General features: G+C 63.9%; 25 protein-coding genes. 15 read left to right on the forward strand and 10 right to left on the reverse strand.

What is annotated here, in order from left to right; translation table 11 throughout:
- Window positions 1–111 precede the first annotated feature (111 nt).
- From N430_RS15840 to N430_RS15855, 3 genes are all read left to right on the forward strand, one after another.
- The gene (locus tag N430_RS15840; protein WP_103448534.1) at window positions 112–411 is read left to right on the forward strand and encodes a hypothetical protein; all 300 of its coding nucleotides are present in this window, start codon (window positions 112–114) and stop codon (window positions 409–411) included.
- A gap of 69 nt (window positions 412–480) precedes the next feature.
- Window positions 481–726, forward strand: a complete 246-nt coding sequence (locus N430_RS15845; protein WP_103448533.1) for a TIGR02647 family protein — start codon at window positions 481–483, stop codon at window positions 724–726.
- Between the two features lie 213 nt (window positions 727–939).
- Complete coding sequence (locus tag N430_RS15855) at window positions 940–3804, forward strand: class I adenylate cyclase (protein WP_110637921.1); 2865 nt, start codon at window positions 940–942, stop codon at window positions 3802–3804.
- Between the two features lie 4 nt (window positions 3805–3808).
- On the opposite strand, the gene rnk is transcribed toward N430_RS15855, so the two are convergent.
- From rnk to cyaY, 3 genes are all read right to left on the reverse strand, one after another.
- A complete protein-coding gene (gene rnk / locus N430_RS15860) occupies window positions 3809–4219 on the reverse strand; it encodes a nucleoside diphosphate kinase regulator (RefSeq protein WP_110637922.1) in 411 nt (136 codons plus the stop codon).
- A gap of 132 nt (window positions 4220–4351) precedes the next feature.
- Complete coding sequence (locus tag N430_RS15865) at window positions 4352–4564, reverse strand: DUF1289 domain-containing protein (RefSeq protein ID WP_110637923.1); 213 nt, start codon at window positions 4562–4564, stop codon at window positions 4352–4354.
- A gap of 1 nt (window position 4565) precedes the next feature.
- Window positions 4566–4898: an iron donor protein CyaY gene (gene cyaY / locus N430_RS15870; protein WP_054886458.1), complete on the reverse strand. Its 333-nt coding sequence runs from the start codon at window positions 4896–4898 to the stop codon at window positions 4566–4568.
- A 219-nt stretch (window positions 4899–5117) separates the two neighbouring features.
- Between cyaY and N430_RS15875 the strand changes: the two genes are divergently transcribed.
- Genes N430_RS15875 through N430_RS15900 form a run of 6 tightly spaced genes read left to right on the forward strand, consistent with a single transcriptional unit; the run spans window position 5118 to window position 9722 of the window.
- Window positions 5118–5321: a lipoprotein gene (locus N430_RS15875; protein ID WP_060507625.1), complete on the forward strand. Its 204-nt coding sequence runs from the start codon at window positions 5118–5120 to the stop codon at window positions 5319–5321.
- Between the two features lie 9 nt (window positions 5322–5330).
- Window positions 5331–6578: a diaminopimelate decarboxylase gene (gene lysA, locus N430_RS15880; protein ID WP_110637924.1), complete on the forward strand. Its 1248-nt coding sequence runs from the start codon at window positions 5331–5333 to the stop codon at window positions 6576–6578.
- 4 nt (window positions 6579–6582) lie between these two features.
- Window positions 6583–7413, forward strand: a complete 831-nt coding sequence (dapF, locus tag N430_RS15885) for a diaminopimelate epimerase (RefSeq protein WP_110637925.1) — start codon at window positions 6583–6585, stop codon at window positions 7411–7413.
- 13 nt (window positions 7414–7426) lie between these two features.
- Window positions 7427–8131, forward strand: coding sequence for a DUF484 family protein (locus tag N430_RS15890; protein ID WP_110637926.1), 705 nt, complete (start codon window positions 7427–7429; stop codon window positions 8129–8131).
- Window positions 8131–9030, forward strand: a complete 900-nt coding sequence (gene xerC, locus N430_RS15895) for a tyrosine recombinase XerC (protein WP_110637927.1) — start codon at window positions 8131–8133, stop codon at window positions 9028–9030. The genes N430_RS15890 and xerC overlap by 1 nt, the downstream gene beginning before the upstream one ends.
- Window positions 9027–9722, forward strand: coding sequence for an HAD family hydrolase (locus N430_RS15900; RefSeq protein WP_110637928.1), 696 nt, complete (start codon window positions 9027–9029; stop codon window positions 9720–9722). Before xerC ends, N430_RS15900 begins: the two co-directional genes overlap by 4 nt.
- 181 nt (window positions 9723–9903) lie before the next feature.
- Here N430_RS15900 and sutA read toward each other — a convergent pair whose 3' ends face one another.
- The 3 genes from sutA to glnK form a co-directional block, all read right to left on the reverse strand.
- A complete protein-coding gene (gene sutA, locus N430_RS15910; protein ID WP_056794110.1) occupies window positions 9904–10233 on the reverse strand; it encodes a transcriptional regulator SutA in 330 nt (109 codons plus the stop codon).
- Window positions 10234–10661: 428 nt separating this feature from the next.
- Window positions 10662–11996: an ammonium transporter gene (locus N430_RS15915; RefSeq protein ID WP_110637929.1), complete on the reverse strand. Its 1335-nt coding sequence runs from the start codon at window positions 11994–11996 to the stop codon at window positions 10662–10664.
- Between the two features lie 47 nt (window positions 11997–12043).
- Complete coding sequence (gene glnK / locus N430_RS15920) at window positions 12044–12382, reverse strand: P-II family nitrogen regulator (RefSeq protein ID WP_002555808.1); 339 nt, start codon at window positions 12380–12382, stop codon at window positions 12044–12046.
- A gap of 376 nt (window positions 12383–12758) precedes the next feature.
- Here glnK and N430_RS15925 point away from each other — a divergent pair, with 376 nt between their 5' ends.
- Window positions 12759–13022 carry an accessory factor UbiK family protein gene (locus tag N430_RS15925; RefSeq protein ID WP_103448521.1) on the forward strand — a complete coding sequence of 88 codons (264 nt, stop codon included), beginning with the start codon at window positions 12759–12761 and terminating at the stop codon, window positions 13020–13022.
- Window positions 13023–13044: 22 nt separating this feature from the next.
- A complete protein-coding gene (locus N430_RS15930) occupies window positions 13045–13473 on the forward strand; it encodes a molybdopterin-binding protein (protein ID WP_110637930.1) in 429 nt (142 codons plus the stop codon).
- A 106-nt stretch (window positions 13474–13579) separates the two neighbouring features.
- Here the strand turns inward: N430_RS15930 and N430_RS15935 are convergent, their stop codons facing one another.
- The 4 genes from N430_RS15935 to flgA all read right to left on the reverse strand — a co-directional run bounded on the left by N430_RS15935 (window position 13580) and on the right by flgA (window position 17290).
- Window positions 13580–15592 (reverse strand): DUF4034 domain-containing protein, encoded by a 2013-nt coding sequence (locus N430_RS15935; RefSeq protein WP_110637931.1) that lies wholly within the window; start codon window positions 15590–15592, stop codon window positions 13580–13582.
- A 152-nt stretch (window positions 15593–15744) separates the two neighbouring features.
- Window positions 15745–16176: a flagellar protein FlgN gene (gene flgN, locus N430_RS15940; protein ID WP_110637932.1), complete on the reverse strand. Its 432-nt coding sequence runs from the start codon at window positions 16174–16176 to the stop codon at window positions 15745–15747.
- A 39-nt stretch (window positions 16177–16215) separates the two neighbouring features.
- Window positions 16216–16512 carry a flagellar biosynthesis anti-sigma factor FlgM gene (locus N430_RS29460; protein WP_158288794.1) on the reverse strand — a complete coding sequence of 99 codons (297 nt, stop codon included), beginning with the start codon at window positions 16510–16512 and terminating at the stop codon, window positions 16216–16218.
- Window positions 16513–16600: 88 nt separating this feature from the next.
- Complete coding sequence (gene flgA, locus N430_RS15950; protein WP_110637985.1) at window positions 16601–17290, reverse strand: flagellar basal body P-ring formation chaperone FlgA; 690 nt, start codon at window positions 17288–17290, stop codon at window positions 16601–16603.
- 162 nt (window positions 17291–17452) lie between these two features.
- On the opposite strand from flgA, the gene flgB reads away from it, so the two are divergent.
- The 4 genes from flgB to flgE are packed head-to-tail and all read left to right on the forward strand — an operon-like array spanning window position 17453 to window position 20133.
- On the forward strand, window positions 17453–17866 hold the full coding sequence (flgB, locus tag N430_RS15955) for a flagellar basal body rod protein FlgB (RefSeq protein ID WP_110637934.1): 414 nt from the start codon (window positions 17453–17455) through the stop codon (window positions 17864–17866).
- Window positions 17867–17880: 14 nt separating this feature from the next.
- On the forward strand, window positions 17881–18288 hold the full coding sequence (gene flgC, locus N430_RS15960) for a flagellar basal body rod protein FlgC (protein WP_110637935.1): 408 nt from the start codon (window positions 17881–17883) through the stop codon (window positions 18286–18288).
- A gap of 2 nt (window positions 18289–18290) precedes the next feature.
- On the forward strand, window positions 18291–18962 hold the full coding sequence (locus N430_RS15965) for a flagellar hook assembly protein FlgD (protein WP_110637936.1): 672 nt from the start codon (window positions 18291–18293) through the stop codon (window positions 18960–18962).
- A 22-nt stretch (window positions 18963–18984) separates the two neighbouring features.
- Window positions 18985–20133 carry a flagellar hook protein FlgE gene (flgE, locus tag N430_RS15970; protein WP_110637937.1) on the forward strand — a complete coding sequence of 383 codons (1149 nt, stop codon included), beginning with the start codon at window positions 18985–18987 and terminating at the stop codon, window positions 20131–20133.
- Window positions 20134–20136 lie beyond the last annotated feature (3 nt).

Raw genomic sequence — 20136 nt, forward strand, 5'->3', positions numbered from 1 at the left:
GCTGTTATAGACCGTACGCCGGTGCCTGACCAGCGTCATGCACCGGGTCGATGATCGGGCATTGCCGGCGCGGGCATGGCAAACTGTGCGTCCCACCACAGGAGTAGCGCCATGAGCGAACACGACGAAATCGGCAATGACGACGAAGCCTTCGCCGAAGCGACACTGACCGAAGCCATCGAAAACCAGATCGAAAGCGGCGAGCCGCCAGCGGCCAAGGCCACCTTCAACAAACTGACCCTGGTCGGCTACGAGCGCGAAGACATCCTCAACCTCATGGCCCACGTACTGGCCTTCGAAATCGACAACATGCTCCAGGAAGACCGCCCGTTCAACGGCGAGTGGTATGAGACTGCCCTGCGCGCCCTGCCCGAGCTGCCGCCTGAGATGGATCAAGGCGACGACGAATAACCCGACTACACTCCAGGATCAGGCACCGCTGGCGGTGCCGCCATCCTCGTCTGGAAGTCAGGAGTCGCCATGTCTTTTACCCCCGAACTGATCGCCGAACTGGAAGTGCTCGCCCTGTTCAACCTGGACAACCACCAGGAAGGCATCAAAGTTGGCAGTAACGCGTCGCCCGCCCTGATCGCTGCGGCCAAGCGCCTTCATGAAAAAGAACTCACCGACCAGCCCGATGGTGGCTACCTCACCAGCCTTGGGAATGATGCGGCTGAAAGCGTCCAACTGTTGCTTAGCATCCTCAAGTCCACACAGCCCGCATAACCCTGTACCGGCCCTGTGGGAGCAGGTTTACCCGCGAAGCAAGCACCGCGGTGCATGGCAAGGGCTACGCCCTTGTTCGCGAGTGAACTCGCTCCTACAAAGTCCGCGCTGAAGGCGATAGAAAAATGGCGCCAATAATCCATATTCCGCTTATCCGACTGCCCCACTCAGGCTAAACTCGCCTCAGCTTCCCTGGCCCGCCCTGAGTGCGCAATGAACCACCCCCACGAAATCCGCCCAGACCTGGACGAAGGCATCGACCGCAAGGTGCTGGCGACATTGCGTGCACGCTTCCTGCACATCAACCAGTGCCGGCTCGAACGCGCGATGGAAGGCCTGTCGAGTCGCCAGCAGCTGGTCCTGACCCTCCTGCCGCTGCTGTTCCACGTCAACCACCCGCTGTTGCCCGGTTACGTATCCGGCGCCACACCGGCCGGGGTGGCAGGGTTCGAGCCGGATGCCGAACAGGTCGCCGATGCCCAGCGTCTGGCGCGCTCGTTCGCCTACAAGGCGCGCCACGGCAACCCGCCACGCCCGATTCACGGCCTGTTCCTGATGGGCAGCCTCGGCTCGCTGGCCCAGGCCGAACAGAGCGACATGGACCTGTGGGTGTGCCATGCCCCCGGCCTGACCGAGGTCGAGCGCGAGGAGCTGCGGCGCAAATGCCAGCTGCTGGAAGCCTGGGCGGCCAGCCAGGGTGCCGAGGCGCACTTCTTCCTGATCGACCCGCAAAGCTTCGCCCAGGGCCAACGCGACAGCCAGCTCAGTTCCGACGACTGCGGCACCACCCAGCATTTCCTGTTGCTCGACGAGTTCTACCGAACGGCTATCTGGCTGGCCGGGCGCACGCCGCTTTGGTGGCTGGTGCCAGTCTATGAAGAGCACAACTATCAGGCCTATACCGAGACCCTGCTGTCCAAGCGCTTCATCCGCAACCAGGACGCCTTGGACCTTGGCAACCTAGCCCATATTCCACCCGGCGAGTATGTCGGCGCCGGGTTGTGGCAGCTGTTCAAGGGTATCGATTCGCCCTACAAGTCACTGCTCAAGCTGCTGCTGACCGAGGTCTATGCCAGCGAGCACCCGACCGTGCGCTGCCTGAGCCTGGACTACAAGCAGGCGGTGTTCGCCAACCATCTCAACCTCGACGAACTCGACCCCTATGTGATGGTGTACCGGCGTATCGAGCGCTACCTGCAGCAACGCGGCGAAACCGCACGGCTTGAACTGGTGCGGCGCAGCCTGTACCTGAAGGTCAACAAGAAGCTGAGCGGCCTCGCCCGCAGCCGCAGCAACGGCTGGCAACGCCAGCTGCTGCAGCGCCTGGCCGATGAGTGGGGCTGGGACGAACGCCAGCTGGCCCTGCTCGACAGCCGCAGCCAGTGGAAGGTGCGCCAGGTCGCCGTCGAACGCCGTGAACTGGTGGCTGAGCTCAACCATAGCTATCGCTTCCTCGGCCAGTTCGCGCAAAACCAGGGCGCCAGCAGCCGCGCCGACCAGCGCGACCTGAACGTCCTGGGGAGGCGCCTGTACGCCGCCTTCGAGCGCCGCGCCGGCAAGATCGAGGTGATCAACCCGGGCATTGCCCCAGACATCGCCGAAGACACCTTGACGCTGGTCCAGTCGCCCAATCGCAAGGAGCCTGGCAGCCATCACTGGGGCCTGTACAACGGCAACCTGGGGGGGCACGAATGGGAGCATTTCAGCCCGATCAAGCGCTGCCGCGAACTGCTCGAACTGCTGACCTGGGCCCACCGCAACGGCGTCATCGACAGCACCACGCGCCTGGCCCTGCACCCGGGCGACAGCGACCTCAGCGAATTCGAGCTGTTCAACCTGCTGGGCAGCCTGCAGCAGAGCATCCCGCTGCCGCTGAACAGCGTCAGCGAAGAGCGCCTGCTGCAACCGAGCGCGGCTGACGAGATCCTGCTGCTGGTCAATGTCGGCGTCGACCCGCTGCGCCATCACCGCGACCTGAACATCCTGATGACCACCGAGCGCACCGACTCGTTGAGCTATGCCGGTGTTCGCGAGAACCTGGTACTGACCCTCGACCAGGTGACCCTCAACAGCTGGAACGAAGTGCTGGTGCAGCGCTACGACGGCGAGCACGCGCTGCTGCGCTGCCTGCGCGACTTCCTCAACAGCCTCGGCCAGCGCAGCCACCGCCCGCAGGTGCGGGTGCGCTGCTTCTGCCACAACCGCGCCCAGGCCATCAGCCAGCGGGTCGAGGAGATCTTCGACACGGCGCAATTGCTGCTCGACCAGGGCCTGGATCACCGCTACCTGCTGCAGGTGGCGCAGTACACCCACGTGCTGGATCTGTTGCCCGGCCAGGTCAGCCTGGCGACCCTGGCCGAGCACGATGCCGTGCTCGATCACCTGGGCGAAGTGCGCAGCCGCTACAGCCCGTTGCACCTGGATGGCAATGCGCTGCAGGACTTCGACCTGCCGCTGGTCCTGGCACAAGGCCGGCGCAATTGTATCCAGGTGTTCTACCGCCTGCTCGACGGCTGGGCCGACCTGTACGTGCTGGACGAGTACAACGCCCTGTGGCAACAGCGCCTGCCATTGTTTGACGAAAGCCACCTGCTGCTGCCGTTACAGCGTTTTCTGCGGTCGGTGGTGGTGCGCCATGATGCCCGCCTCCCGCTCGACCATCTGCAACAGGCGTCACTGGCCATCCACTATGCCCAGCTGCTGCCCTCCGGCCCGGGCAAGGCGCGCAGCATCGAGCCTCGCCCGGCGCCCAGCGCGGGTGTCGACCAACCTTATTACGAAGTGCAGGCCATTCTGCAGGCCGGCACGGGGGATGAGGTGCATGTGACGCTGTATTGCGACCAGCAGGAGTTTTCCGAGCTGGACCATGGCGACCAACTGTATGAAGTGGTCGCCCGGCAGATCCTTGGCCAGCGCCGCAGTGCCGGGCACTACCGCTGCTACATCACTGACCTGGACCTGTCCGAGCTGCTCGAGGATGAGCAGGGGTCGACCAGCCTGTACCTACGCTACAAGCGCGAGCTGGAGCAGGCATTGAACGATGGCTTGGCGCGGCTGCACGCAACCCTGGAGCCTTGAGCGATCAGAGGTCGAAGTCGCCAGCCGCTTCTGGCTGATATTCGACTTCCAGCAACTTCAGTTTCAGGGTCTTGCCCCCCGGTGCCGGCCAGTCGATCTGCTCGCCCACCGACAAGCCCAGCAGCGCACAACCGATCGGCGCGAGGATCGACACCTTGCCCTCGCCACCCGCATCTTTCGGGTACACCAGGGTCAGGTGGTAGTCCTTGCCACTGGCTTCCTCACGGCAATGCACGCGCGAGTTCATGGTCACCACACCAGCCGGCACTTCATCATGGCCGACCACCTGACCGGCACGGTCCAGCTCCTCCTGCAAGGCGAGCACACCCGGCGTACTTTCGTCGAGGCTGTCGATCAGGCGCTCGAGACGCTGTACGTCCAATCGAGTGAGGATGAGGGAAGGCTTGGTGCTCATGATCCAGTCAGACTCCTTTGAACAGGCGGTTTCCTGCAGGCAGATAAAGCAAAACCCCGCCCAAGGGCGGGGTTTGTGAATGCTTTTGCGTCACCGACGCACAACCCGACACTACCACAGCCGGGCAAATACTCAAGCCCGTGCGCGCAGGGCCTCGGCTTCGCGGCAGATCTGCCGACGCCGTTCGTCGTCAGCCGAGCGCCATTCGCGAATGTGCTCGACGTGCCGGTGGCAGCCGGTACACACGCGCTGCTCATCCAGCCGGCAAACACTGATGCACGGCGACTTCACCGCCGGGCTGACGTTGCTGTACAGCGGCTTGGGTGGCCGCGGCTGGCTGGTCATGTCAGATCTCGTCGAAGTCCAGCTTCTCGCCGGCCCGCTCCCAGACGATACGCTCGAGCATTTCGTTCAGCAGCTCTTCGCTCTTCTCGCACACCCACTTGCCGCTTTCTTCGTCGTAGTCGAAGTGGAAGCCGCCGGACCGGTCGGCCAGCCACAGCTGGCGCAACGGCTCCTGGCGGCTGAAGATCAGCTGGGCGCCGCCTTCGAACTTGACGGTCAGCACGCCGCCGGAATTTTCCATGTCCAGGTCCAGGCCGCTCTCGTCGAACAGGTCTTCCAGGGCCTGTTGGGTCGCGTCGACCAGATCATGGAAACGCGCTTCGCTCAAACTCATTGCAGGAACCTCGAAATTGGCTGCTTTACGGGCAAGCCGGGCAAGATACGGGCGCCGGGCCATGAATGCAAAGGTTTAGCCGCTCTCGGCACTGGTCCCATTACCGGTGGCGAGAACCCCTAAGCATAGCCCGCCCGACGGACCGGCTCTTGCATAGGCAATCCGCCGGTCGCTCGGTATACTCGGGCGCAATACTGCATATTTCAAAGGATTTCACCCATGAAGCGCCTGATTTCCTCGCTCGCGGCGCTGGTCGCGGTTGCCTGCCTCGTTTCGGCCTGCGGTCAGAAGGGCCCCCTGTACCTGCCAGAAGACGGCAAGGACGGCAAAGGCCCGAAAAAGACGCACCAGCACCAGCACGCTCCAGCGGTCCAGCCGCAAGAAGAGCAGCCAATCCAGCCCGAGCAGACGCCAGAGCAGTAAGGAATTCAGATGAACGCTTTCAACTACCGCGACGGTGAACTGTTCGCGGAAGGCGTGGCCCTGTCGGCCATCGCCGAACGTTTCGGCACCCCGACCTACGTGTACTCGCGCGCTCACATCGAAGCCCAGTACCGCAGCTACACCGATGCCCTGCAAGGCACCGAGCACCTGGTCTGCTTCGCCGTCAAGGCTAACTCCAACCTCGGCGTGCTGAACGTCCTTGCGCGCCTGGGTGCGGGCTTCGACATCGTTTCCGGCGGTGAGCTGGAGCGCGTGCTGGCCGCTGGCGGGCGTGCTGATCGCGTGGTGTTCTCCGGCGTCGGCAAGACCCGCGAAGACATGCGCCGCGCCCTGGAAGTCGGTGTGCACTGCTTCAACGTCGAATCCACCGACGAGCTCGAGCGCCTGCAAGTGGTGGCCGCCGAGATGGGCAAGGTTGCGCCGATCTCGCTGCGTGTGAACCCGGACGTCGATGCCGGCACCCACCCGTACATCTCCACCGGCCTCAAAGAGAACAAGTTCGGCATCGCCATCGCCGACGCCGAAGCCATCTACGTGCGCGCCGCACAGCTGCCGAACCTGGACGTGGTCGGTGTCGACTGCCACATCGGCTCGCAGCTGACCACCGTCGACCCGTTCCTCGATGCCCTCGACCGCCTGCTGGCCCTGGTCGATCGCCTGGCCGAGTGCGGCATCCACCTGCGCCACCTGGACCTGGGCGGCGGCGTTGGCGTGCGCTATCGCGACGAAGAGCCGCCACTGGTGGCCGACTACATCAAGGCCATCCGCGAGCGCGTCGGCACCCGTGACCTGGCCCTGGTGTTCGAGCCTGGCCGCTACATCGTGGCCAACGCCGGCGCCCTGCTGACCCGCGTGGAGTACCTCAAGCACACCGAACACAAGGACTTCGCCATCATCGACGCGGCGATGAACGACCTGATCCGCCCGGCCCTGTACCAGGCCTGGATGGGTGTCAGCGCGGTCACGCCACGTGCCGGCGAAGGCCGTGCCTACGACCTGGTCGGCCCGATCTGCGAAACCGGCGACTTCCTCGCCAAGGACCGCGTGCTGAACCTGGCCGAAGGTGACCTGCTGGCCGTGCAGTCGGCGGGTGCCTATGGTTTCGTCATGAGTTCGAACTACAACACCCGTGGCCGTTGCGCGGAAATCCTGGTCGACGGCGACCAGGCTTTCGAAGTCCGCCGCCGCGAGACCATCGCCGAACTGTACGCTGGCGAAAGCCTGCTGCCGGAGTGAGCCCATGCTGCTGCGCTTTACCAAGATGCATGGGCTGGGCAACGACTTCATGGTCCTCGACCTGGTCAGCCAGCACGCGCACATCCAGCCCAAGCACGCCAAGCAATGGGGCGACCGCCACACCGGCATCGGCTTCGACCAGCTGCTGATCGTCGAGGCGCCGAGCAACCCGGAAGTGGACTTCCGCTACCGGATCTTCAACGCCGACGGCTCCGAGGTCGAGCAATGCGGCAATGGTGCGCGCTGCTTCGCCCGCTTCGTGCTGGACAAGCGCCTGACCGCGAAGAAGCGCATCCGCGTGGAAACCAAGGGCGGCATCATCGAGCTGGACGTGCAAAACGACGGCCAGGTGTGTGTCGACATGGGCCCGCCGCGCTTCGTCCCGGCAGACATCCCGTTCATTGCCGACGAACAGGCGTTGAACTACCCGCTGGAGGTCGACGGCCAGGTGCATTCGATTGCCGCCGTGTCCATGGGCAACCCGCACGCCGTACTGCGCGTCGATGATGTGCACACCGCGCCGGTCCATGAACTGGGCCCGAAAATCGAAAACCACCCGCGCTTCCCGCAGCGGGTGAATGCCGGTTTCCTCCAGGTCATCGATCGCCATCGCGCCAACCTGCGTGTATGGGAACGTGGCGCCGGCGAGACCCAGGCCTGTGGCACCGGCGCCTGCGCCGCGGCCGTGGCCGCCATCAGCCAGGGCTGGATGGACTCCCCGGTGACCCTCGACCTGCCGGGTGGCCGCCTGAACATCGAATGGGCCGGCCCCGGCAAGCCCGTGTTGATGACCGGCCCAGCCGTACGCGTCTTCGAAGGACAGGTTCGTCTCTAAGCGAGTAACCGCCATGACCGATCAGCCAGTACCCCAGCAGCCCGATGAGCTCGATGCCGAAGCGGTGGTCGCCTACCTGCGCGCCCACCCCACCTTCTTCGCCGAGCACGACGAGTTGCTGATCGAGCAACGCATCCCCCACCAGCGCGGCGACAGCGTGTCGCTGGTGGAGCGCCAGCTCAAGCTGCTGCGCGACCGCAACATCGAGATGCGCCATCGCCTGTCGCAACTGATGGACGTGGCCCGTGACAACGACCGGCTGTTCGACAAGACCCGCCGGCTGATCCTCGACCTGCTCGATGCCGGCAGCCTGGAAGAAGTGGTGATGGCCGTCGAGGACAGCCTGCGCCAGGAGTTCCAGGTGCCGTTCGTCAGCCTGATCCTGTTCGGCGACAACGCAGCACCCGTCGGCCGCTGGGTCAGCAATGCCGAAGCCCAGCAAGCCATCGGTGGCCTGCTCGGCGGCGGCAAGACGGTCAGCGGCAACCTGCGCGAGCACGAATTGGCCTTCCTGTTCGGCAAGGAGCAGCAGCAGGAAGTCGGCTCCAGTGCGGTTGCCGCCCTCGAATACCAGGGGCTGCATGGCGTGCTGGCAATCGGCAGCCGCGACCCGCAGCACTACAAGAGCAGCGTCGGCACCTTGTTCCTCGGCTATATCGCCGAAGTGCTCGGCCGCGTGGTGCCACGCGTGACCCAGACCCTGCGTTCGGTGCGCTGATGGAACGCCAGCTGGAGGCTTATTGCGCACACCTGCGCAACGAGCGCCAGCTGTCGGAACACACCCTGCTGGCCTACCGCCGTGACCTCGACAAGGTCATCGAATACTGCAACAGCCAGGGCATCGCCGGCTGGGGCGCGCTGCAGATCCAGCAACTGCGCCAACTGGTCGCCCGCCAGCACCACCAGGGGCAGTCCTCGCGCAGCCTGGCGCGGTTGCTGTCGGCGGTGCGCGGCCTGTACCGTTACCTCAACCGCGAAGGCCTGTGCCAGCACGACCCGGCCAGCGGCCTGAGCGCGCCCAAGGGCGAACGTCGGCTGCCCAAGGTGCTGGACACCGACCGCGCCCTGCAGCTGCTCGATGGCGGCGTCGACGACGACTTCATCGCCCGCCGCGACCAGGCCATCCTCGAACTCTTCTATTCCTCCGGCTTGCGCCTGTCCGAGCTGAACAATCTCGACCTCGAGCAGCTCGACCTGGCCGCTGGCCTGGTGCAAGTACTCGGCAAAGGCAGCAAGACCCGCGTGCTACCGGTTGGCCGCAAGGCCCGTGAGGCCCTGCAGGCCTGGTTCAAGCTGCGCGGCATCGGCGGCCCGCGTGACAGCGCGGTGTTCATCACCCGCCAAGGCAATCGCATGAGCCCGCGAGCCATCCAGCTGCGGGTCAAGGCCGCCGGCGAGCGCGAGCTGGGCCAGCACCTGCACCCGCACATGCTTCGCCATTCCTTCGCCAGCCATGTGCTGGAATCGTCCCAGGACCTGCGCGCGGTGCAGGAAATGCTCGGCCACGCCGACATCAGCACCACGCAGATCTACACCCACCTGGACTTCCAGCACCTGGCCGCGGTGTACGACAGCGCCCACCCTCGGGCCAAACGCAGCAAAGGCACAGACTCATGAGCATCAAGCTGATCACCTTCGACCTCGACGACACCCTGTGGGACACCGCGCCCGTGATTGCCAGCGCCGAGGTCGTGCTGCGCGACTGGCTCGAAGCCAACGCCCCGATCCTTGGTGGCGTGCCGGTGGAACATCTGTTCGCCATTCGCGAACGCCTGGTGCAGGCTGAGCCAGGCCTCAAACACCGCATCAGCGCCCTGCGTCGGCGTGTGCTGTTCCACGCGCTGGAGGAAGTCGGCTACAGCGAAAAGCAGGCGCAGGAACTGGCCAACGAGGGCTTTGAAGTGTTCCTGCATGCCCGCCACCAGGTCGAAGTGTTCCCTGAAGTGCAGCCGGTGCTGGAGATCCTGCGCCATCACTACACCTTGGGTGTGGTCACCAATGGCAACGCCGATATACGCCGCCTGGGGCTGGCGGATTACTTCCGCTTTGCCCTGTGCGCGGAGGACCTGGGCATCGGCAAGCCGGACCCGGCACCGTTCATGGAAGCCCTCAAGCGTGGCGAGGCTGAAGCCAGTGCAGCGGTGCATATTGGTGATCACCCGGGCGACGACATCGCCGGGGCCCAGCGCGCCGGTTTGCGTGCGGTGTGGTTCAACCCGCAGGGCAAGGCCTGGGCCGGTGATCAGGCGCCGGATGCAGAGATCCAGCGGCTGTCCCAGTTGCCTGATGTCCTGGCGCGCTGGCGCTGACAGGGGCCGCTTCGCGGCCCATTCGCGGGCATGCCCGCTCCCACAGAGACCGCACAGGTCCTGAGGTCCATGGTGAACCTGTGGGAGCGGGCATGCCCGCGAAGAGGCCGGCACAGGCAAGCCAAACCTCACAGACACAAAAAAGCCCGCAGCGACGGCGGGCTCTTTTGTATTCAGCCACTTAAATAGGGCGGCTGCCGTACTTGTTGTCCGGCTTCTTGGGCGGGTCGGCGACCACGTTGGCCTCGACTTCCTGCACCTTGCCACCGCGCGAAAGGAATTCTTCCATCGCCTTGGCCAGGGCATCACGCTCCTTCTGCTTGGCTTCCATGCTCGGCATCTCGTCTACCGAGACAGCGGCCTTGGATTTGCCCTTGGCAGTCGGTGCCGGGCTGCTGTCGTCATCGCCAGCATCTTCAGCGCCATCGTCAGCCGCCGCTTCGAGGCCTTCATCAGCCTCGTCTTCGTCGCCTACTTCGAGGTCATCATTTTCCAGATCGTCGTCGCTCATGTTCTACCTCATGACTTGCGAAAAGCAGGTTAGTTATAGACCAGTGCAGCCGTAGACCGGCAGCCACCAGTGAAAATTCAACTGGCCGTGGGTTAGGCCACTGCCCTTGGGTCGGCGCTCCTGATGGGAGGCGGTACCCAGCAGGCCCTGCTCCTGGCAGGACCTGACAAATCCTTGAACCCTGCTGGCCACACGCTACTGGCAAGCCTAGCAAAGGCTGGTAAAGCGTGCGGACTACTCGTCAAACACCCTTTGGCGCGCATTCTAGCGCGCCCGTGGAAAAAGCAAAGCACCATAAACACCCCAATACTTGTAAGTTTTTGGCCTACGTCGCGAACGTGAGTGATAAACCGTTTGCACTGCGGGAAATGGCAAAAAACAGGCAAAAAAATGCCCGGCGAACCGGGCAAGTTTTTCCAGCGTCGCGGTTACAGGTTGTAGCCGCGTTCGTTGTGTTGAGCCAGGTCGAGGCCGACCGACTCTTCTTCTTCGTTGACCCGCAGGCCCATCACCACATCCAGCACCTTGAGGATCACGTAGGTGACGATGGCGGTGTAGACCACGGTGAAGATCACGCCCTTGGCCTGAACCCAGACCTGGGCACCGATGTCGGTGACTGCGCCGAAGCCGCCCAGGGCCGGTGCCGCGAACACGCCGGTGAGGATGGCACCGATGATGCCGCCGACGCCGTGCACGCCGAAGGCGTCGAGGGAGTCGTCATAACCCAGCTTGCGCTTGAGGGTAGTGGCGCAGAAGTAGCAGATCACGCCCGAGGCCAGGCCGATCACCAGGGCGCCCATCGGCCCCACGGTACCGGCAGCCGGGGTAATGGCGACCAGGCCGGCGACCACGCCCGAGGCGATGCCCAGGGCACTTGGCTTGCCGTGGAAGATCCACTCGGCGAACATCCAGCCCAGCGCCGCGGCGGCGGTGGCGATCTGGGTCACCAGCATGGCCATGCCCGCAGTGCCGTTGGCGGCGGCGGCGGAACCGGCGTTGAAGCCGAACCAGCCGATCCACAGCATGGCCGCGCCCATCAGGGTGTAGCCCAGGTTGTGCGGGGCCATCGGGGTGGTCGGGTAGCCTTTGCGCTTGCCCATGACCAGGCAGCAGACCAGGCCCGCGATACCGGCGTTGATGTGCACCACGGTGCCGCCCGCGAAGTCGAGCACGCCCCAGTCCCACAGCAGCGCGCCGTCACCGCTCCAGACCATATGCGCGATCGGTGCGTAGACCAGGGTGAACCAGATGCCCATGAACACCAGCATCGCCGAGAACTTCATGCGTTCGGCAAAGGCACCGACGATCAGCGCCGGGGTGATGATGGCGAACGTCATCTGGAAGGTGATGAACACCGCTTCAGGGAACAGCGCGGTGGCCGAAGTCAGGTTGGCCGGAGTAACGCCGCTCAGGAACGCCTTGGAGAACCCGCCGACGAAGGAATTGAAGTTGAGCACGCCCTTTTCCATACCGGTGGTATCGAAGGCCATGCTGTAGCCGTAGATGACCCAGAGAATGCTGATCAGGCCGGTGATGGCGAAGCACTGCATCATCACCGACAGCACGTTCTTGGAACGCACCATGCCGCCGTAGAACAGGGCCAGGCCCGGAATGGTCATGAACAGCACCAGCGCTGTCGAGGTGAGCATCCAGGCGGTGTCGCCGGAGTTCAGCGCTGGGGCAGCTGCTTCCTCTGCCAGGGCAAGCCCGGGCATTACGAGGGACAATAGGGCTCCTAGCCCTGCGATCTTACGCAGAGTCATGTTGTTTTCTCCTGGGGCGTTGGGTTTGGTGAGGCTTTTTTCGGCGCTTAGATCGCGTCGGTATCGGTTTCGCCGGTACGGATGCGGATCGCCTGCTCCAGATTCACCACGAAGATCTTGCCGTCACCGATCTTGCCGGTGTTGGCCGCCTTGGTGATGGCTTCGATCACTCGATCAAGGTCCTTGTCGTCGATGGCGACGTCGATCTTCACTTTTGGCAGGAAGTCGACCACGTACTCCGCGCCGCGATACAGCTCGGTGTGGCCCTTCTGCCGGCCGAAACCTTTGACTTCGGTGACGGTAATGCCCTGCACGCCGATTTCCGACAGCGACTCGCGCACGTCGTCCAGCTTGAACGGCTTGATGATGGCTGTGACTAGCTTCATGAAACTCTCTCCCGATTTGGTGGACTTGCCCCAGGAAAACAAACCCGTCTCAAGTCTAAGCGCAGCGGTTGGCTTTGTAACGCGTCGTCGGCATCCGGCTCCGCGTGCGCACTGCCTGGTCACAAGGAACTGCATCAGTGCATGGCTCGTACAGGTCTTTGCAGAAACCTTGCCAGTTCCGTTAAACCACCGGAAAACAGCGAGTTATGTGAATCAGTCAGGATTGGCCAGTCGCCAGCATGGCAAACATGCACAACTTCGGTGCAGGCAGGCCCGGGGAGTTGCTCAAAAAGCGTGCAATGGCCGCAGGTCAATGGTGCAGGTTTGCCCCGTGCTACACTGCGGGCCATTTCTCAGTATCAATGGACAGCCGCCCATGCTCGCGCCCAAAGCCCTTCTCGACGCCCTGAGCGACCAGGCCTCGCGCCTGTTCAGCAGCGATACCGCCCAGCCCCGCGCGGAACTGGAAAGCCAGTTCAAGGTGTTGATGCAAGGCGCCTTCAGCAAACTGGACCTGGTCAGCCGTGAAGAATTCGACAGCCAGATGGTCGTGCTGGCGCGCACCCGTGCCCGCCTCGAGGCCCTGGAGAAGCAGGTCGCCGAGCTGGAAGCCCGGATGGCGCCAGCGTCGCAGGAATAACAATCGATAAGGAGTAGTCACCATGAAAGTCAGTGCCCGTAACGTTTTCGAAGGCAAGGTCAGCAATGTTCAACCCGGCGCGGTCAATGCCGAAGTCGAGCTGACCCTGGCCGGCGGCGAGAAGCTGGTTGCCGTGGTCACCATGGCCAGCCTGCACACCCTCAACATCAATGTCGGCAAACAGGCCGTGGCCCTGGTCAAGGCACCTTGGGTGGTGCTGATGACCGATGCCGACGGCTACAAGCTTTCGGCACGCAATGCCCTGGAAGGTGAAGTGGTACGCGTGGGTGACGGTGCGGTGAACGCCGAGGTGGTTCTCAAGCTGGCTGGCGGCACCGAAGTGTTCTCCATCGTCACTCGCGAAGCCGTACAGGAGCTTGGCCTGGCCCCCGGTGTGAAAGCCACTGCGCTGATCAAGGCGTCGCACATCATCCTCGGCGCCAAGCCATAAAAACTCTGGGGCTGCGTTGCAGCCCTTCGCGGGCATGCCCGCTCCCACAAGGGCGGCGCCAGCTCCCAGCCTAGCGCTGATCCTGTGGGAGCGGCCCCGACTCTATTCAGGCCGAAGCCCTGTGCTGGCCGGTGGCCTTGGGCGGTAGCTCGCTGGCATGCAGGTCGCCACGGAACAACGCCGCCCCACACACCGTGAACAACGTCTTCACCCGACTGTGCGAATTGCGGATCTCGGCCTGAATTTCCTCGATAAGCGGATCGCTCGACTGCAGCGCAACCGCGCGATTGACCCATTCGATTGCCGCAAAGCGGCTCTGTTTGCGCGTACCGCTGCCCTGCATCCAGGCCAGCCCGAGCTCCGCACAGGCACGTGCGGCGGTCCAGGCATCGGGGTGCTCGGCCAGCCCCTGCAGATAGTCGACCGCCTCGACACGCTCCCGCGCATCACCGTACTGGCGCAGCAGGATGCCTAACTGCAACTGCGCCCTGGCATGGATTTTCGGATCGCCCAGTGCATCGAGCAGCAGCCGCTTGACCGCCAGCACTGCCTTGCGGTCCTCCAGGCCTTGTGGGGCACCCATACGCTGACGGGCCAGGTCGAGCTTGGCAAGCGGATGGCCAGATTCCGCCGCCCGCAACAGCCAGTGCTCGGCAGCCTTGACACTCAGATACTGCGTGGGGGTGTTGTCCAGCCATCCACGATGCAGGTCGTACAGCGCGATGGCCGCATCCGGCAGTTTCAGCTCCGCACAGGCTTCATACAGAAAGTGCGCGGCTTCATGCAGATTGGCAGCCCAGAGTAGTCGCGGCACATCGAGCACATCGAAGCCCTGCCCCTCTCGCCCGCACTGGCGCTTGACCGCCATGCGCAACCACGTGCCAGCCTGCTCGGCAGATTGCCCAAAGCCCCACAAGCCGAACTGGTGCCCCGCAGCCCGCAGAGCGCAGGCCGCCGCCTGTCGACGGTCGTCGCAGAGCCGCTCGATGACGGTACGCAATACCTGCGAATCGTCCTCGGACTCATTGAACAGCACCAGGCAGACAAGGCTATGGAAAGGCTCGCCAATGGCCGAGACAAAGCCGTGGTCTGGGTAGAGCGCGACGCTGTCGGCAAAGTCACGCATCGCACCGGCGTAATCACGCATCGAATAGCGCCGCAGGGCGCCACGCCGGGCCAGCAACGTGGCGCGCTCCTTGGGCCTGAGTTCGCGCTGTGCCCATTGGGCAAAGGTTCTTTGCCAGGCCGCGACCTGAGGCAGTTGCTTGGCATGTGGCAGCCAGAATGTCTCTTCCAGGGCCAGCCAGCGGATCGCATTGCGCTGTGCTTCAGACCAACCCTGGCAAAGCGGCCCGCTGGCCAGTGTGTCGATCGCCTCATCGCTGCCGCCCCAACCTGGCGTAAGGCTGGCGGCGTAGGCCTCGATTGCCTCGAAGCAACCGGGAAACCACGCCAACGCATGGCGCAGCCAGTAATCCCGGGCACTCTCGCCCTGCTCATGCAAACGCGCGCTCAACCTTGCGGGCAAAGTTTGCGGCAGCTCCAGCAACGGAGTCAGGCCGAACTTGACCAACAGTGGCGCAGCAGCCTCCTGCACCTCCACGTCGGCATGCGCGCTGGGCCGATAGCGCGCCACCTGGCCATCGAACAGCTCGACCAGCCAGCCAGGCTCGCGCAACTGTGAGCTGATCAGCAGCATGCCGATGGCTGCAGCAACAGGCTGTACGCCATGTTCCATGGCCCGCAGAAAATGCGCTGCGCCCTTTTCACAAGCCTGTTCGGCAGCGAGCCAACGTTCTTCGGACACATCAGGAGAACCGGCCTGGCCACGAATCTTGCAGGCATGGTTGAAGCAGTGAAAACCCATCACCACATGCGGGTGATAAGCCTTGGGGCAGGCGTCGATCCAGGCCTTGAGGGTGTGCGTCAGGGCTTTGCCGCCCTGGGTGTCCCAATCCAGCATGTAGCCTTGCAGGGCCTCCAGGTAGACGGGGCACTCACCGCGAGGCGCTTGCTGCCATTGCGCCTGGAGCGCATCGAAGAGGCGGTTGAGTTCGGCGTATTCATTGGCCTGCACCCGTTCTCGGATCTGCTGGCGGGTGCGAATGAGCGTTTGCACGGGCAGTACCTTAAGTCCATTTCAGGGTCGCGTTGCCATCCCATGGCAACAACAGTCGCTCTTGAACACTAAGCCATAGCCGCGCTCTTCGCAAAGTTATTGGATCCAGAATTTGTCAAATGGTGTGAAAAGACAGGGAAAACACCTGCGTTTCACAGCATGCCTGGCAGCGGCCGACCATTTGGGCCGTACAACCGGTCAGCGGTGATGCGGTCAAGGAAGTCCAGGATTTGCTGGTTGCCGTGCAGGCGCAGGCCCAGTGCGTCGCCGTTAGCCCGGTTGAGGGCCCTGGCACGCAAGGCGAACTGGCGCAGACGGCGCCAGGCATTCAGGCAATCAGCGTCGCGTGCAGCGCGCAGCGCGCCCTCTCGTCCCGGCCCATAGCCAAGCTTCAACTGCGCAGCTGCGCGGGTGGCCTCCAGTTGCTCCAGCCGCATCAGTGCGGCTTGCTTGCCCGCGACCAGTTCACGCAAGCGTTCGGCATCGACCCGCCCCTGGGCCAGCACCCGACGCTCCTGCTCCAGCAATTGCAGCAACTGCTCGACCACCTGCTGCTGCACATCCAGATGTTTGCCCAGGCTCATGAGACTTCCACCTTCAGGGCCTGCCTGCCGGGCTGGCGTTCATGTCGGCTCGCTGCCGGCCATTTCCCGGACGTCGGCGACCAGGCTGGTGTAAATGGCTTCGGCGTCGGTCTGCAGGCTACCGTCGGCAATCGACTGGCGCAGGGCAGCGACCTTTTCCAGGTCAACGTCCGCCGTCGCATCGGTGCCTGCGAGGTCGCCAATGTTCGAGATCTGCACGGTTTCTTCGGCAAGGCTGTCCAGCTCCTGTGGCACGGCCCGCGATGCGCTGGTGCCTGTCAGGCTGCTATCGGTCGGCGGCAGAAGGCTGGAGAGCGGGGAGCTTGTGATTTTCACGATAGAGGCTTCGTTGGCTGTGGTTGCAACACTATCGGCATCCGTGGGGGCACACTTTTGCCCGGCGATAGGGTTTCGATGAAAAAAATCAGTACCGCAGCAGCAACTCGTTGCTGCCGATGACCTGAGCGGTGTAAGTCCTGCCATTGCCGCCCTGCACCCGTACGCTGCTGCCCAGACCACCATTGTCCAGCGCCTTGCCGTCCCGGCTGAGGCTGAACCCCGGGCCCTGGGCATGCATCACCACCGGTTGATTACGCTCGACCAGCCAGCGCTCGCGCACGGCCTTGAGCGCAATCACCGCGCCAGCGTCCACACCGCGCGCGGCCTGCCGGCCAAGCAGCTGCTCGGCACGCAGTGCGCTGTCCTTGGGCAGGTCCTGCAGCGGGCCACGCCGGCTGATCAGCATCGGCGCCTGGAACACCTCCCCCGCCTCGATCCTGCGGGCGCTGACCACATAAGTGCCCAGCGCCCCCACCGACACCTGCAGGTAGCCCAAGAGTGCTTGTTCGCCAGCGCAGCGCACACCGAGCGCCACACGCCCGACGGGAAGCCGGCGCGGGTGCACCAGGTAAGGCCGCGGGTCGCTGCAGGCAGCAATGCGCGATGCCGGCTGGCCGATATCCAGCGAGGTCAACCGGCTGCCCGCAGGCAACCGTGGCTCGATCAGCTGGCGCACCCGCTGTTGCAGCACAGGCTCCCCGGCACACGCGATACCGGCCTGGAACAGGCAAAGCAGCAGGCTCAAGGCACAGGCAAATCGGGCAGGTCCTGGCATCGCAAGCGCCTTTTCGAAGGGGTTCAGGCGCAGCATTCTAGGCAGCCTGGCAATAACGCAAAGCTCGAATTGCTCGCCAAATAGCGGTCTGTTCCGGCCTTTGCCAGGCGCTCGCGGCCACTACTCTGCACGCCGTTCAACAGATGGCACGGGCCCGCAGGCATGATCGACAAACTCGACAACGAGCTGCGTTTTCAGCAGGACGCAATGAGCTTGCGCGCGGAGCGCCAGCAGGTGTTGGCCAACAATATCGCCAATGCCGACACGCCCGAATACCGCGCGCGGGACTTCGACTTTGCCGCCGAACTGGCCAGCTCCCTGAGCGAAGGCCGTTCGTCCAGCCGCGGCATGGCCCTGGCCACCACCTCCGATCGCCACCTGCAGGCCTCGACCCGCGGCAGCTCGGTGCACGAACTGCTGTACCGCGTACCCGACCAGCCGAGCCTGGACGGCAACACCGTGGACATGGACCGCGAACGCGCCCAGTTCGCCGACAACAGCGTGCGCTACCAGGCCAGCCTGACCTTCCTGAACAACCGCCTGCAGTCGCTCAAGACTGCAATGCAGTCCGAATAACCCGGAGATACAGCATGTCGATGTTCAGCATTTTCGATATCGCCGGCTCCGCGCTCAGCGCCCAGTCCGAGCGCATGAACGTGACCGCCAGCAACCTGGCCAACGCCGACACCACCAGCGGCCCTGATGGCGAAGCCTATCGCGCCCGCCAGGTGGTGTTCGAAACCCAGTACCAGGATGGCAGCGACATCGGCGGCGTGCGAGTAAGCCAGGTCATCGAGGATGGCTCGCCGATGCGCCAGGAATACCGCCCCGGCGACCCGCTGGCCGATGAATCGGGCTACGTGACCATGCCCAACGTCGAACCGGTGGGCGAGATGGTCAACATGATTTCCGCCTCGCGCTCCTACCAGGCCAGCGTCGAAGTCATGGCCACCAGCAAAGAATTGATGCTCAAGACCCTGACCCTCGGCGAAGCCTGACCATGACCAGCACCATCGCAAGTTCGGTCCTCTCGACCATGAACAGCTCCAGCAGCGACAACACCGCGTCCAGCGCCGACGAGCTGCAGGACCAGTTTCTCACCCTGCTGACCACCCAGCTGCAAAACCAGGACCCGACCGACCCGCTGGACAACAGCGAGATGGTCACCCAGCTGGCGCAGATCAGCACCATCAGCAGCATCGAAGAAGTCACCAGCACCCTGGAGGGCATCTCCAGCCAGATCAGCGCCTCCGAGACGTTGCAGGCCTCGGCACTGGTGGGCAACGGCGTGCTGATCGAAGGCAACACCATCCAGGTCGCCAGCGGCGTCGCCACCACCTACGGCGTGACCCTGGCCAGCGATGCCGACGATGTCAGCGTCACCGTCAAGGACAGCAGCGGCAACGTGGTCGCCACCCTCGACTACGGCGACATGAGCGCCGGCACCCAGACCCTGACCTGGGACGGTACCCAGGACGACGGCAGTACCGCCGCCGACGGCAGCTACACCTTCACCGTCAGCGCCACCAGCGGCGACGCCAGCGTCACCGCCACGGCCCTGAAGTACGCGCTGGTCACCGGCGTGACCACCGACAGCAACGACGAAGTGGCCCTGGATTTGGGCGGGGTCAACGACAACGTCGGCCTGGGCGATATCAAGCTGGTCCTCTGAACCCTGATCACGGAGAACAACCATGGGCTTTTCCCAAGCGCTCAGCGGCCTGAGCGCCGCATCCACCGACCTGGAAGTGGTCAGCAACAACATTTCCAACTCCCAGACCGTAGGCTTCAAGAGCTCGACGGTGCAGTTCGCCGACGTCTATTCGGGGGCCGACGTAGGCCTGGGCACCACCGTCTCGGGCGTGGTGCAGAACTTTGAATCAGGCAGCCTGACCACCACCGACAACAGCCTCGACCTGGCGATCAATGGCGAGGGTTTCTTCACCTTCACCGATGGCACCCAGACCGTCTACTCGCGCAACGGCCAGCTGACCCTGACGTCCGACGGCTACCTGACCAATGCCGCCGGCGACAAGCTGCTGGGCGTCAACGGCGTGATCCAGATCCCCACCAGCGGCATGCAGGCCAGCGCCAGCAGCGAACTGGACGCCGAGCTGAACCTCGATGCCAGCGAAGACGTCATCACCGATACCTTCGACGCCACCGACTCGTCGACCTACAGCTACTCGACCACCGCTACGGTCTATGACTCACTCGGCAACAGCCACACCTCGACGCTGTACTTCAGCAAGACCGGCGAAAACACCTGGGATGTGCATACGGCCATCGACGGCAACCTGCTGAGCGAGACCCAGACGGTGACCTTCAGCTCCAGCGGCCTGATCACCAGCGGCGAAACCGGCACCTACACCTACGACCCGGCCAACGGCGCCGCCGAGATGTCCATCGAGCTGGACCTGACCGGCACCACCCAGTTCGGCAACGACTCCGAAGTGTCGAGCATCTCGCAGAACGGCTACACCTCGGGCAGCCTGGTCAGCTTCACCATCGACGACACCGGCACGGTGATCGCCACCTATTCCAACGACCAGACCCAGAATATCGACCAGATCCAGCTGGCGACCTTCTCCAACGAGAATGGCCTGAAGTCCAATGGCGACAACACCTGGCTCGCTACCACCGCCTCCGGCCAGGCGCTGCTGGGCGTGGCCGGCAGTGGTTCGCTGGGCTCGATCCTCAGCGGCACGACCGAAGACTCCAACGTCGACCTCACGGCTGAGCTGGTGAACCTGATCATTGCCCAGCGCACCTTCCAAGCCAACGCCAAGTCGGTGACGGCCCAGAGCGAAGTGCTGCAACAAGCCGTGAACATCGGTTCCTGACGC

The organism is Pseudomonas sp. CC120222-01a, assembly GCF_003097235.1.
Lineage (GTDB): Bacteria > Pseudomonadota > Gammaproteobacteria > Pseudomonadales > Pseudomonadaceae > Aquipseudomonas.

Coding starts and splice junctions, on each gene's coding strand:
- N430_RS15840 (WP_103448534.1), top strand. CDS start 112: ATGAGCGAACACGACGAAATCGGCAATGACGACGAAGCCTTCGCCGAA.
- N430_RS15845 (WP_103448533.1), top strand. CDS start 481: ATGTCTTTTACCCCCGAACTGATCGCCGAACTGGAAGTGCTCGCCCTG.
- N430_RS15855 (WP_110637921.1), top strand. CDS start 940: ATGAACCACCCCCACGAAATCCGCCCAGACCTGGACGAAGGCATCGAC.
- rnk (WP_110637922.1), bottom strand. CDS start 4,219: ATGAGCACCAAGCCTTCCCTCATCCTCACTCGATTGGACGTACAGCGT.
- N430_RS15865 (WP_110637923.1), bottom strand. CDS start 4,564: ATGACCAGCCAGCCGCGGCCACCCAAGCCGCTGTACAGCAACGTCAGC.
- cyaY (WP_054886458.1), bottom strand. CDS start 4,898: ATGAGTTTGAGCGAAGCGCGTTTCCATGATCTGGTCGACGCGACCCAA.
- N430_RS15875 (WP_060507625.1), top strand. CDS start 5,118: ATGAAGCGCCTGATTTCCTCGCTCGCGGCGCTGGTCGCGGTTGCCTGC.
- lysA (WP_110637924.1), top strand. CDS start 5,331: ATGAACGCTTTCAACTACCGCGACGGTGAACTGTTCGCGGAAGGCGTG.
- dapF (WP_110637925.1), top strand. CDS start 6,583: ATGCTGCTGCGCTTTACCAAGATGCATGGGCTGGGCAACGACTTCATG.
- N430_RS15890 (WP_110637926.1), top strand. CDS start 7,427: ATGACCGATCAGCCAGTACCCCAGCAGCCCGATGAGCTCGATGCCGAA.
- xerC (WP_110637927.1), top strand. CDS start 8,131: ATGGAACGCCAGCTGGAGGCTTATTGCGCACACCTGCGCAACGAGCGC.
- N430_RS15900 (WP_110637928.1), top strand. CDS start 9,027: ATGAGCATCAAGCTGATCACCTTCGACCTCGACGACACCCTGTGGGAC.
- sutA (WP_056794110.1), bottom strand. CDS start 10,233: ATGAGCGACGACGATCTGGAAAATGATGACCTCGAAGTAGGCGACGAA.
- N430_RS15915 (WP_110637929.1), bottom strand. CDS start 11,996: ATGACTCTGCGTAAGATCGCAGGGCTAGGAGCCCTATTGTCCCTCGTA.
- glnK (WP_002555808.1), bottom strand. CDS start 12,382: ATGAAGCTAGTCACAGCCATCATCAAGCCGTTCAAGCTGGACGACGTG.
- N430_RS15925 (WP_103448521.1), top strand. CDS start 12,759: ATGCTCGCGCCCAAAGCCCTTCTCGACGCCCTGAGCGACCAGGCCTCG.
- N430_RS15930 (WP_110637930.1), top strand. CDS start 13,045: ATGAAAGTCAGTGCCCGTAACGTTTTCGAAGGCAAGGTCAGCAATGTT.
- flgN (WP_110637932.1), bottom strand. CDS start 16,176: ATGAGCCTGGGCAAACATCTGGATGTGCAGCAGCAGGTGGTCGAGCAG.
- flgA (WP_110637985.1), bottom strand. CDS start 17,290: ATGCCAGGACCTGCCCGATTTGCCTGTGCCTTGAGCCTGCTGCTTTGC.
- flgB (WP_110637934.1), top strand. CDS start 17,453: ATGATCGACAAACTCGACAACGAGCTGCGTTTTCAGCAGGACGCAATG.
- flgC (WP_110637935.1), top strand. CDS start 17,881: ATGTCGATGTTCAGCATTTTCGATATCGCCGGCTCCGCGCTCAGCGCC.
- N430_RS15965 (WP_110637936.1), top strand. CDS start 18,291: ATGACCAGCACCATCGCAAGTTCGGTCCTCTCGACCATGAACAGCTCC.
- flgE (WP_110637937.1), top strand. CDS start 18,985: ATGGGCTTTTCCCAAGCGCTCAGCGGCCTGAGCGCCGCATCCACCGAC.